A 12,159-nucleotide genomic window follows, 5' to 3' on the forward strand; every position below is an offset into this window, starting at 1 on the left:
AATCCTTTGTGACATAAGGGATTTGGCATTTTTGAGGTTTTTATGTTTTTTAAAATCAACAATTCTAAAACTGCTCATTCTTCTCCCAAGATTCTACAATATAATGAGCAATCGTTGGGTTGAATCCTTTACCAACTAAGAACATAATCGCAGCAACTTCTGTTAAAGCATGTTTGTGTGATGTATGTTTCGCTTCATTCAAGCCGTAATCTACCCAAGGTTTTACGAAATCAAGTACAGGTTTCTTTAAAGGTAAAAACTGTGTACCGACAACTTGTTGGATTTGTTGTTGCGTTGGTTCTGTAATAGGTCCAGGTGGTAAAATTTGTGGTTGTGTAATATCTAAAGTCGGCCCAGGTGGTAAAATTTGTGGTTGCGTCGGATCAATTGTTGGTGGTTTAGGTGGTGAGACACGTGCGTCGTAGTTGGGTTGATACATTTGTTGTTGGTATTGTGGTTGTTGTGGCTGAGTTGGATATGGATATTGTTGTTCTTGATTTTGCGGTGCTGTATATGGATTTTGAGGATATTGTTGTTCTTGATTTTGCGGTGCTGTATATGGATTTTGCTGATATTGTTGTTCTTGATTTTGTGGTGATGCATATGGATTTTGAGGATATTCATAATTTGGACGTGTGTCATAAGGGTTTTGAGGATATTCAGTTTCTTGATTTTGCGGTGTTGCGTATGGATTTTGTTCGTATTGTGGCTCTTGATGTTGTGTCTCTTGCTCCTCATATTGTTCAGCATATCTTTGTTCCTGATGTTGAGGATAAAGAGGTTGTTGTGGGTAAGGCGGTTGGTTATTATAGAACATTTTTATTCCTCCTTCATAATGATGCCTACCACCTAGTGTATGGGCGGACAAGAAAATATGTGATGAAAAAATGCGGGCGTGTTACAATAAGTAACTGGGTGAAGATAAAATGATAAAACAAGAAAAAATACAAAAAACAATAACTTTCGTAAAGCATATTTTAGAAAAAGATGCGAGTGGGCATGATTGGTATCATATTGAACGCGTACATAAATTGGCGATTTCTTTATCCGAGCAAGAAGGGGGAGATCGTTTTATAATTGAAATGGCAGCATTACTTCACGATGTAGCAGATGAGAAGTTAAATGAGAGTGAAGAAGCAGGAATGAAAAAAGTTTCTGATTGGTTAGAAGAGTTACGTGTTGAAGAAGAGGAAAGTAGGCATGTTCTTCGTATCATCGCCAATATGTCTTATAAGGGCGGTCATGGTGGCACAGTTGAGTCACTTGAAGGTAGAATTGTTCAAGATGCGGATCGTTTAGATGCTCTTGGTGCAATTGGAATAGCTCGAACGTTTGCATACGGAGGAGCGAAAGGGAGATTAATGTATGATCCAACTATCCCTCCTCGAGAAGTGATGACGAAAGATGAATATAGAAAAAATAATGATCCATCTTTAAATCATTTTTATGAAAAGCTTTTAAAACTAAAAGATTTAATGAACACGAACGCAGCAAAACAAGAGGCTGAAGTTCGTCATCGTTATATGGAACAGTTTATTGAACAATTTATGAAAGAGTGGAATGCACAAATATGAAAATGTTAACTGTGGAGAACTTATCGAAATCATACGGAGAAAAACCGTTATTTGATGGATTATCATGTAGTATTACAGAAGGACAACGTGTCGGAATTATCGGTGTAAACGGTACTGGTAAATCAACGTTATTAAAAATTATTGCAGGATTAGAAACTCCTGATACAGGTGATATGACGCATTCACGCGGATATACAATTAGTTATTTATCACAGCAACCAGAGTTTGATGAAAAACTAACAGTATTAGAGCAAGTGTTCCATGGTGATACACCTTTAATTCGTCTTCTTCGTGATTATGAACAATCGTTATTAAATATCGAAAAAGATCCAAGTAATGAAAAAGTACAGGAACAATTATTTGCAGTGCAGCAACGTATGGATGCGATGAGTGCATGGGAAGCAAATGCGAATGCAAAATCGTTATTAACGAAATTAGGAATTACTGATTTTACAGCAACTGTTGGAAACCTATCTGGTGGACAAAAAAAGCGTATTGCAATGGCGCAATGTTTTATTGAAACACCTGATTTATTAATTTTGGATGAGCCTACGAACCATCTTGACCATGAGACAGTTGAATGGTTAGAAGAATATTTAGCAAGATATACAGGTGCGGTATTACTTGTAACCCATGATCGTTATTTCTTAGATCGTGTGACAAACCGTATTTTTGAATTAGATAACGGTAAACTGTATAGCTACGAAGGAAACTACAGTACATTTTTAGAAGCGAAAGCACTTCGTGAAGAGCAAGAATCGGCACAAGAATCAAAACGCCAAAATTTATATCGTCGTGAACTTGCTTGGATTCGCCGTGGTGCAAAAGCCCGTTCTACGAAACAAAAGGCGCGCATTCAGCGTTTTGATGAGCTGAAGGGACAAGAAGGACCAGCAGCGAAGCAATCAGTTGATATTGCACTAAGTGGAAGTCGTTTAGGAAAGAAAGTACTTGAATTAAAAGATGTAACGAAAAAATTTGGTGATAAAACAGTATTACATAACTTTAATCATATTGTGAAGCCTGGTGATCGTATCGGAATCATCGGAGCAAATGGAAGCGGAAAATCATCACTATTAAATATGCTTGCAGGAAAATTCTCTCCTGATAGTGGTGAAATTGAAGTAGGACAAACTGTAAAAGTTGCCTATTATACGCAAGAAAATGAAGAGATGAATTTAAACCAGCGTATGATTGAATACATTAAAGAAATTGCGGAAGTTATTCATACGACAGACGGAAAAGTAATTGGCGCATCTCAAATGCTAGAACGTTTCTTATTCCTACCGCATTCACATGGAACAACGCTTGGTAAACTATCTGGTGGCGAAAGAAGACGGTTATATTTATTGCGTATTTTAATGGGAGAACCAAACGTACTATTACTTGATGAGCCTACGAATGATTTAGACACACAAACATTAACAGTGCTAGAAGATTATTTAGAAGATTTCCCAGGTGTCGTTTTAACTGTATCGCATGACCGTTACTTCTTAGATAAAGTAGTAGATGAATTGTTCATCTTTACTGGCGAAGGCGAAGTGCGTGAATTCCTAGGTAGTTATACAGAGTATTTAGAAATGGAAAAAACGAGAGAACTCATTGAGAAAGCAGAAGTTCAAAAGGAGAAAAAAGTAGTAGAAGAGGCTCCGAAACAACAACGTAAACGTAAACTTTCTTACAATGAGCAGCGTGAATGGGAAACAATTGAAGATACAATTGCACAACTAGAAGAGAAACTTGAATCAATTGGAGAAGAACTTACGAATGTTGGATCTGACTTCACAAAGGCCCAAGAATTATCTGAAGCAGGGCAGAAGATAGAAGAAGAGCTAGAAAAAACGATGGAACGATGGAGTGAACTATCCGACATCGTTGAAGGATTAAAATAAAAACAAGCTGCATATATTGAAAAGTAAAGAGAAAAACTTTACACTATTGGTAGAACCTATTTTAGGAGGGAAAAAATGAGAACATCTAATCCAATGTTGAAAAAAGAGGCATTCCGTAAAGAGGGAGCAAATACTTCTGCGATGACTATTGGCGGAACAGTAGGCAAAACGTTTATCATGCTTATCTTGCTGCTTGCAACGTCTGTCTATTCATACATACAGATGACGCAAGGTACGATGAAGATGCCAGTATTAATTGGCGCTTTAGTTATTGCGGCAATCGTCGCATTTGCGTCTATATTCTTCCCGCGCATTTCACCTATCGGTGCGCCAATCTATGCAACGGTAGAAGGGGTTGTATTAGGGAGTATTTCAGCGATTTATACAATGAAATTTGGCGATACTATCGTTTTAAACGCTGTCTTACTAACAGTTTCAATTCTATTTGCAATGCTAGTGTTGTATGCAACACGCGTAGTAAAAGTAACTGATAAATTCCGCACAGGTGTAATCGCAGCGACAATGGGAATTATGGTTATGTATTTAATTGTATTCTTACTAAACATGTTCGGTGTTACAGTTCCATATATTCACCAGGGCGGTACAATCGGTATTATCATTAGTGCAGTTATTATTGTAGTTGCTGCATTAAATCTATTACTAGATTTCGATTTAATCGAAAGTGGCGCACGTAGTCAAGCTCCAAAATATATGGAGTGGTACAGTGCAATGGGTCTAATGATGACGCTAGTATGGTTATACTTAGAAATTCTTCGTTTCGTTTCTTACTTTACGAAAAATGACTAATAAAAAAATCCTGCATGAAATGTGCAGGTTTTTTTGTTTTTAAAAATAAATTGAAAATATGGATGTTGGCGACTTAAATTGAAGGGGGATGGAATATGATGAAAGAGAAAAAAGGGATTATGAAAAAACTATTTTCTAAAAGTTTTTTCATAGAACTAGATAACGCTTTAACATATCCGTCAGCAGAAGTCATTCGTTCAGCTATTGAAGGACATGCGACAGAATGTAATGAACAATTGAAATTTGAGAGTAAAGTTAAACCGATTACTTTCTACTTAGAAAATGTAATGTACCGCGCTGAAATAAAGATGGCCCGCGGAGGATATTACATATCTTGCAGTGAAGTATAATATTTTTGGAAACCTTACATGTTTAAACTATGTAGGGTTTCTTTTTTTGATTTGTAAGATATAAAGTAATAATTTTTGCTTACAAACATATCATTTTGCGCTTTTTACCCTTCCAACATTTTTCTTTACAATGAAGAAAAATATGTGAGGTGGTATAACTTATGATGAATCGAGTTGTATTAATCGGTAGATTGACAAAGGAGCCAGAATTATACTACACAAAACAAGGTGTCGCTTATGCACGAATATGTGTTGCGGTGAATAGAGGTTTTCGAAATAGTTTAGGTGAGCAACAAGTAGATTTTATTAATTGTGTTGTATGGAGAAGGTCGGCTGAAAATGTAACAGAATATTGTACGAAAGGCTCACTTGTTGGGATTACAGGGCGTATTCATACGAGTAATTACGATGATGAACAAGGAAAGAGAGTATATAGAACTGAAGTTCTGATTGAGAGCATTACATTTCTGGAGAGAAGGAGGGAGGGGGCATCGCAATAAGATGTAAAGAGTATTAAAAGTTAAGAGGGCTTTGTAGCATAGCCCTCTATTATTTTTGATTGATACCTTCCCAAACAACATCTAACTGTTGATTGAGTATATTTTTCGGATTTGTTTCATTAGAATTTAATAGGGATTGGGACATGAGTGTATAAAAATAAGTACTCATAATAGTAGAAGTGATAATATTTATATCCCATTGACTGTTTAATTTTCCTGTTTCTTTCGCTGCTGTAATAATTGAAGACAAACTTTCTTGTAGCTGTTGTATACTTTTTAATTCATTTTCTACTAAGTAGTTAGATTTAATAATTTCAAAAACAGCATGCTTCATTAATTCTCCATGTCCAGTAAAGCGATCTAGTAAGTCTCCTAAAACAAGTTTGATTCGTTCTTTTGGATGTTCCACATTTTCATACGTTTTTAAACTTTCATTCCATAGTTCAATTTGAGAATCACCTAAAAATAATAATATGTTTTCTTTTTTCGGAAAGTAGTTGAAGAAAGTTCCTTTTGCAATCCCGCATGCAGTAGTAATATCTTGAACCGTTACATTTTCGTACCCACGTTCTTGAAAGAGCTGTACTGCTTTTAGGAATATAAGTTCTTTTAATTCTTTTTTTCTCGTTTCTCTAAGCATATAATCGACTCCTAATACAAACAATTATATCTGTTTATTAGAGTATCTCAAATGAAATCTTATTTCATGCCTCCTAATTTTACTGTTTAATACAATTGAAAGAAGGATAGAGAGAATTCCGTTCATACTTTTCGTTGGAGTTTGTCATAAATGAAAACTGTATAGTTCATGTGCTTGCCTATTAGAAATCCATTTCGGAATATGTTTCATTGCTTGGTTTCTTAGTATAGTTAAAGGTTTACTTTCTATTTGCGCCATTTTTCCAACTTTCCACGCAGTGTTTGAGATTTTTTCAATTCTTTCTCGTCTTTTTTGTTCGTATTCTATAAATGCTTGGCGATAGTGGGCATTATTTTTGATGCATTCAGCAAGAATAATAGCATCTTCAATTGCCTGACAAGCTCCTTGGCCTAAATTAGGTGTAAGTGCATGGGCAGCATCCCCAATAAAGACGATGCGTTTGTCAAAAAACTGTTTCATTGGAATAATGTCTACAATATCACGATGAATCATATCAACGTCAGAGGCGTTATTTAAAATAGATGGGATGGGGTTATGGTAAGTTTTGAAATGATTATACAAATCTGCTGTTGTGTAATCCTTGTATTTGGGATCTCTAGCTTTAGCGTTTATGAGCGCATACCAGTATACTTCGTTGTTTGGGAGAGGGACGATACCAAATCTACCGTTTGTTTCCCAAGTTTCAATAAAATCGTTTGTTAAAGATAGACTATGAGCTGGAGTTACGCCGCGCCAACACGTATAACCGGCATAACGATAACCGTCACTTTGTGTTACTTGTTTTCGAACGACAGAATGAATACCATCTGCAGCAATGAGTATATTGCCGAGTGCTTCACTACCATCTTGAAATAATATTTTTAAGGCGTTTTCTTCATTTTGTTCTATTTTTACGCACTCTTTTCCCCATTCAACAGTACCTTCTTGTAGTTCGGAAAGTAGCAATTGATGTAAATCTTTTCTATGAATGGAGTACATTTTTGGATAACAAGCTGGAATGGTCAATTTACTAAATATAGTTCCTTTTTCGGATACAAGGTTAAAACCGTCACTTTCGTTGCCAAATTTTTTTATTTGCTCAGAAATTCCATATGGTTCAAGTGCTTGCATCGCATTTGGGGCAATGATAATACCTGCACCAGCAACAGTAGTTTCAATATTTTTGTCATATACTTTTACATCTAAGCCTATTTTTTGTAAGGAAATTGCTGCGCAAAGACCAGCAATACCACCACCTATAATCATGACATTATTCATTTGTTATCCCTCCACAATTAAGTGACTCAACTCATAAAATGACCATGGTCATTTTATGAGTTGAGATTAATACCTTTTTTTGTTATTGTCAATTAGACTTTTAACTATAGTTCCGGAACGATTAGGTGAAAATAGAAATAATTGAAATTCTAAAAATGTAGAAGAGGAATTAGTAAAATTAAGCATCCGAGTAGGAGTATAGAGGGGTAACATGTTACAATACAGCTAAGAACACGCAATAAAGGAGAGTTTTTTACGTGAAGATCAAAGCAATTGAACCGACGCCAAGTCCAAATACAATGAAAGTTATTTTGAATGAAGTATTACCATCAGGAGCGCGTAATAATTATACAAATGAAAATAAAGAACAAGCACCAATGCAAGTGCAAGAAATTTTGAAAATTGAAGGCATTAAAGGTGTATATCATGTAGCCGACTTTTTAGCAGTGGAGCGAAATGCGAAGTATGACTGGAAAGTTTTATTACAACAAGTTCGTGCTGTTTTCGGCGAAGAGGTAGTAGAAGAAAGTGAAGAACAACAACTTTCTCATTTTGGAGAAGTGAAAGTGTTTGTTCAAATGTTCTTTACAATTCCGATGCAAGTGAAGTTAACAGATGGAACCTCAGAAGAGCGTGTTGGCTTACCAGATCGTTTTAAAGAATCAATTATGAAAGTGCAAATGTCTGCACCTAACGTTGTGAAAGAGCGCAAATGGGTAGAACAAAGTACACGTTACGGTAATTTTGAAGAAATTGGGAAAGAAGTAGTAGAAGAAATTGTTGCTGCTTATTCAGAAGAACGTGTAAATGAAACGGTTAAAGAATTATTAAATCAAGCAGGTGCTGTTGAAGTAACGATTCAAAAGCGTGAGCCATATAAAGTAACAGAAGCGATGATGAAAGATTCTGACTGGAAAAACCGTTTTGCAGCTTTAGAACAAATGGATCCAACGGAAGAAGATATGATGGTATTGAAAATGGCATTAGATGATGAGAAAGTATCTATCCGCCGTTTAGCAACAGCTTATTTAGGTATGGTAAAAGGTGATGGAGTATTGCCGTTATTATATAAAGCGTTATTAGATCGTTCAGTAAGTGTTCGTCGTACAGCAGGAGATTGTTTATCAGATGTAGGTGATCCAGCAGCGATGTTCGTTATGATTAAATCTCTGAAAGATTCAAGTAAATTAGTACGCTGGCGTGCAGCAATGTTCTTATTTGAACTTGGTGATGAAAGTGCAATTCCGGCACTAAAAGCAGCAGAAGATGATCCGGAGTTTGAAGTGGCGATGCAAGCACGTTTAGCTTTAGAACGTATTGAAGGCGGCGAAGAAGCAAAAGGATCAGTATGGAAGCAAATGACGGAGTCTCGTAAAGGGGAATAGTTTATGATTGTTTTCTATGATAGTTGGTGCCCGATGTGTACGGCGGTTGCAGAACGTACGAAAAGATTAGATAAAAAGGGTAAGATGAAATTTGTTTCATTTCGAGAGGAAGATGTAGTTGAGAAGTATGAACTTTCTCAAGAATTACAAAGTAAGATGGAGCAAAGATTGTATATTTTGAAAAATAATAAGTGGTATGACGGAATTCATAGCATTAACGTATTAGCAAAGGCCGTTCCATCTTATTGGTTTGCAGTACCTTTTATAAAACTATCTATCGTACTTGGATTTGGAAGTAAAGTATACGATTATATTGCCAACAATAGAAAACTTGTCCCAGTTGGACACTGTCGTGAAGGGGTTTGTGAAATCCCTACAAAAAAATGAGATCATCGTTATCTTTCTTTTGCACCTATTAATAGAGCGTGATATGATAAATTTGGAATGAAAGTTGAAGGAGAGATACAAGATGTCAAATGCATATGAAGAATACATGCGTCAAATGGTAATTCCAATGCGCCAAGAGTTAGTGCGTTCTGGATTTGAAGAGTTAACTACAGAAGAAGCTGTAACAAAATTTATGGAGAATGCATCAGGTACAACTTTAGTAGTTGTAAACTCTGTTTGTGGTTGTGCAGCTGGTTTAGCACGCCCATCAGCAGGTCAAGCGGTTGTACGTGCTGAAAAACAACCTGATCATCTTGTAACTGTATTTGCAGGTCAAGATAAAGATGCTACTGTGAAAATGCGTGAATACTTCGGAGAAATTCCTCCATCTTCACCATCTATGGCATTACTAAAAGGAAAAGAAGTTGTTCACTTCATTCACCGTCATGAAATTGAAGGCGCAACAATGGACGAAATTATTACAAACTTAGAACAAGCTTTTGAAAAGAATTGCTAAAGAAGGGGGAGAGTAAATCTCCCTCTTTTCTTTATATAGAGGTGAAAAAATGATAGTAACAACAGCAGGAAGAACGAACAAAGAAATGACAGATTATGCAAGCAAGGTAGCAGCAGAATTAAATCGTTCTTTCGTTAAACGTAATGACATACCAGTACATAAACTACATGAGCAATATGAACAAGATGTACTTGTTGTAGGAAAAAATCGATTAGCTATTTATCCGAGAGGAACGGAAGAGTCGTTTTTCTTTCATCCAAACTCAGCGATGTTTCGTGTGAAAAGATTAATGCGCGGAGAACACGATCCGTTTGTACAAGCCACGCAATTAGAGAGCGGAATGACAGTATTAGATTGTACGCTCGGTATGGCATCAGATAGTATTGTAGCTAGTTATATTGTTGGTGAAAGCGGAAAAGTAACGGGACTTGAAGGCAATGAGTATATGGCTTATATTATGGAAAATGGTTTGAAAACATGGTCTTCATCTGTTTCTGAAATTGATGAGGCAATGCAACGAATCGATGTGAAGCAAACGGAGCATTACGCATTTTTAACACAATGTGAAGATAATAGTTATGATGTCGTTTACCTTGATCCGATGTTTGAAGAAACGGTCATAGAATCAGATGGAATAAAAGGATTAAAACACTTCGCTTTGTATCATGATATTACTGACGAAACAATTGCGGAAGCGAAGCGTGTGGCGAGAAAGCGTGTCGTTCTGAAAGATCATTTTCGTAGTTCTAGATTTGAAAAACATAATTTTCACGTATACAAAAGAAAAAGTGCTAAGTTTCACTTTGGTGTAATTGACCCTTGCTAATTGTTTGAAAAGATGTATAATAAGCAATAATTAATTAAATATACTATCTGTGATGAAGAGAGTAGTCTTTTTCAGAAGGAAAGCGAGCTGGGGATGGTGTGAGCCTAGCGCGGAAGAAAAAGATGAAACGCACTTCGGAGATGCTTCTTGAATGAATAGTAGAGTAAGCCGAGGCCCCCTGTCCTCGTTATAAACGGGAAAGTGGTTCGAAATGAACAACAAGGGTGGTACCACGGGTTAAAACTCGTCTCTTTTTTAGAGACGAGTTTTTTGTGTTTTAAAAAATAAGGAGGTTATAGTATGAATTATAAAACGCAGTTTGCGAAAAGTTTATCGAATATTTTTACGAATGAATTAACGCAAAATCAAATTTTAGATTTAATCGAAACACCAAAACAAGATGAATTCGGAGATGCAGCGTTCCCATGCTTTTCACTAGCGAAGCAATATAAAAAATCACCAGCTATTATAGCGAAGGAATTGGCGGAGAAATTAAATGATCCGTTCTTTACGAAAGTAGAGGCTGTTGGTCCTTATGTAAATGTATTTTTTAATCGTGAAACAGTAAGTGATGAAGTATTAAAAATAATTTTAGCGGAGAAAGAAGAGTACGGTCAAAATCACTTTGGATGTGAAAAAACGGTAGTTATCGATTATTCCTCTCCTAATATCGCGAAACCTTTTTCAATGGGGCATTTACGTTCTACAATGATTGGTAATTCGCTGAAATATATCGCCGAAAAATGTGGCTATGAAGTTGTCGGAATCAATTATATTGGCGATTGGGGCACGCAGTTTGGGAAGTTAATTACTGCATATAAAAAATGGGGAAATGAAGCATTAGTTAAAGAGGATCCAATTCGTGAGTTATTTAAGTTATATGTTCAGTTTCATGAAGAAGCAAAAGAGAACAAAGAACTAGAAGAAGAAGGACGCTCATGGTTTAAAAAACTGGAAGAAGGAAATGAAGAAGCAGTCGAACTTTGGAATTGGTTCCGTCATGAGTCTTTAAAAGAATTTTCTCGTATTTATGAACTTCTCGGTGTGGAATTTACAAACTTTCAAGGAGAAGCTTTCTATAACGATAAAATGGAAGACTTTATTGGGATTTTAGAAGAGCACGATTTACTTGAAGAATCAGAAGGCGCATTAGTCGTTAATTTAGAAAAAGAAGGTATGCCGCCTTGCTTAATTAGAAAATCAGATGGTGCTACCATTTACGCAACGCGTGATTTAACAGCGGCATTGTATCGTCAAAACACATACGAATTTGATAAAGCGCTATATGTAGTTGGCCCAGAACAAAGCTTACATTTCAATCAATTTTTCACTGTATTAAAAAAGCTAGGCTATACTTGGGTTGATGGTATGGAACATGTACCGTTCGGGTTCATATTAAAAGATGGTAAGAAAATGTCGACACGTAAGGGCAGAATTATTTTATTAGAAGAAGTGTTAGAAGAAGCTGTTGCGCTTGCGGAACGAAATATTGAAGAGAAAAATCCGAATTTAAAACAAAAAGAAGAAGTGGCAAAACAAGTCGGTGTTGGAGCAGTTATCTTCCACGATTTAAAAAATGAGCGTATGCATAATATCGAATTCTCATTAGAAAATATGTTGAAATTTGAAGGGGAAACAGGACCATATGTACAGTACACACATGCGCGTGCTTGTTCAATTTTAAGAAAAGAAAGTGTAGAATTTGAAACTTGTACGTTTGCATTAAAAGATGATTATAGCTGGAGTGTCGTAAAATTACTTAATAAATTCCCGCAAGTAATTGAGGCGGCCTTCAACAAAAATGAGCCATCTATTATTTCAAAATACGTATTAGATGTAGCACAAGCGTTCAATAAATATTATGGAAATGTTCGTATATTAGAAGAGAACGAAGAGAAAGAGAGTAGACTCGCATTAGCTTACGCTGTGACGGTTGTATTAAAAGAGGGATTACGTTTACTTGGGGTGGAGGCACCTGAGGAGATGTAAAATGAAAATTTTGT

13 protein-coding genes and 1 other annotated feature are annotated in these 12,159 nt (G+C 36.1%); of the genes, 10 read left to right on the forward strand and 3 right to left on the reverse strand.

The window, feature by feature from the left end; translation table 11 throughout:
* Positions 1 to 64: 64 nt before the first annotated feature.
* Positions 65 to 817 carry a hypothetical protein gene (locus tag I6L50_RS17060; RefSeq protein ID WP_219302136.1) on the reverse strand — a complete coding sequence of 251 codons (753 nt, stop codon included), beginning with the start codon at positions 815 to 817 and terminating at the stop codon, positions 65 to 67.
* 109 nt (positions 818 to 926) lie between these two features.
* Here I6L50_RS17060 and I6L50_RS17065 point away from each other — a divergent pair, with 109 nt between their 5' ends.
* The 5 genes from I6L50_RS17065 (at position 927) to I6L50_RS17085 (ending at position 5,123) form a co-directional block, all read left to right on the forward strand.
* Positions 927 to 1,574 carry an HD domain-containing protein gene (locus tag I6L50_RS17065; RefSeq protein ID WP_219302137.1) on the forward strand — a complete coding sequence of 216 codons (648 nt, stop codon included), beginning with the start codon at positions 927 to 929 and terminating at the stop codon, positions 1,572 to 1,574.
* Positions 1,571 to 3,466: an ABC-F family ATP-binding cassette domain-containing protein gene (locus I6L50_RS17070; protein ID WP_002127139.1), complete on the forward strand. Its 1,896-nt coding sequence runs from the start codon at positions 1,571 to 1,573 to the stop codon at positions 3,464 to 3,466. The genes I6L50_RS17065 and I6L50_RS17070 overlap by 4 nt, the downstream gene beginning before the upstream one ends.
* 75 nt (positions 3,467 to 3,541) lie before the next feature.
* Complete coding sequence (locus tag I6L50_RS17075; protein WP_113937752.1) at positions 3,542 to 4,273, forward strand: Bax inhibitor-1/YccA family protein; 732 nt, start codon at positions 3,542 to 3,544, stop codon at positions 4,271 to 4,273.
* A 95-nt stretch (positions 4,274 to 4,368) separates the two neighbouring features.
* Entirely contained in the window at positions 4,369 to 4,623 is a 255-nt protein-coding gene (locus I6L50_RS17080) for a DUF4318 domain-containing protein (RefSeq protein ID WP_061688393.1), read from the forward strand.
* Positions 4,624 to 4,784: 161 nt separating this feature from the next.
* A complete protein-coding gene (locus I6L50_RS17085) occupies positions 4,785 to 5,123 on the forward strand; it encodes a single-stranded DNA-binding protein (protein WP_002141572.1) in 339 nt (112 codons plus the stop codon).
* Between the two features lie 49 nt (positions 5,124 to 5,172).
* On the opposite strand, the gene I6L50_RS17090 is transcribed toward I6L50_RS17085, so the two are convergent.
* Together I6L50_RS17090 and I6L50_RS17095 are read right to left on the reverse strand one after the other, a co-directional pair.
* A complete protein-coding gene (locus I6L50_RS17090) occupies positions 5,173 to 5,763 on the reverse strand; it encodes a TetR/AcrR family transcriptional regulator (protein ID WP_219302138.1) in 591 nt (196 codons plus the stop codon).
* A gap of 144 nt (positions 5,764 to 5,907) precedes the next feature.
* Positions 5,908 to 7,041: an FAD-dependent oxidoreductase gene (locus tag I6L50_RS17095; protein WP_219302139.1), complete on the reverse strand. Its 1,134-nt coding sequence runs from the start codon at positions 7,039 to 7,041 to the stop codon at positions 5,908 to 5,910.
* 257 nt (positions 7,042 to 7,298) lie between these two features.
* Between I6L50_RS17095 and I6L50_RS17100 the strand changes: the two genes are divergently transcribed.
* The 5 genes from I6L50_RS17100 (at position 7,299) to argS (ending at position 12,145) form a co-directional block, all read left to right on the forward strand.
* The gene (locus I6L50_RS17100; RefSeq protein WP_219302140.1) at positions 7,299 to 8,426 is read left to right on the forward strand and encodes a conserved virulence factor C family protein; all 1,128 of its coding nucleotides are present in this window, start codon (positions 7,299 to 7,301) and stop codon (positions 8,424 to 8,426) included.
* A gap of 3 nt (positions 8,427 to 8,429) precedes the next feature.
* Positions 8,430 to 8,813: a thiol-disulfide oxidoreductase DCC family protein gene (locus I6L50_RS17105; RefSeq protein WP_219302141.1), complete on the forward strand. Its 384-nt coding sequence runs from the start codon at positions 8,430 to 8,432 to the stop codon at positions 8,811 to 8,813.
* Positions 8,814 to 8,895: 82 nt separating this feature from the next.
* Entirely contained in the window at positions 8,896 to 9,330 is a 435-nt protein-coding gene (locus tag I6L50_RS17110; protein ID WP_219302142.1) for a BrxA/BrxB family bacilliredoxin, read from the forward strand.
* A 49-nt stretch (positions 9,331 to 9,379) separates the two neighbouring features.
* Entirely contained in the window at positions 9,380 to 10,156 is a 777-nt protein-coding gene (locus tag I6L50_RS17115) for a class I SAM-dependent methyltransferase (RefSeq protein WP_219302143.1), read from the forward strand.
* A 40-nt stretch (positions 10,157 to 10,196) separates the two neighbouring features.
* Positions 10,197 to 10,411 (forward strand) — a binding site (T-box leader).
* A gap of 45 nt (positions 10,412 to 10,456) precedes the next feature.
* On the forward strand, positions 10,457 to 12,145 hold the full coding sequence (gene argS, locus I6L50_RS17120; protein WP_219302144.1) for an arginine--tRNA ligase: 1,689 nt from the start codon (positions 10,457 to 10,459) through the stop codon (positions 12,143 to 12,145).
* Positions 12,146 to 12,159: the final 14 nt, after the last annotated feature.

Origin of the sequence: Bacillus sp. FDAARGOS_1420, from assembly GCF_019344915.1 — a bacterium.
Lineage (GTDB): Bacteria > Bacillota > Bacilli > Bacillales > Bacillaceae_G > Bacillus_A > Bacillus_A mycoides.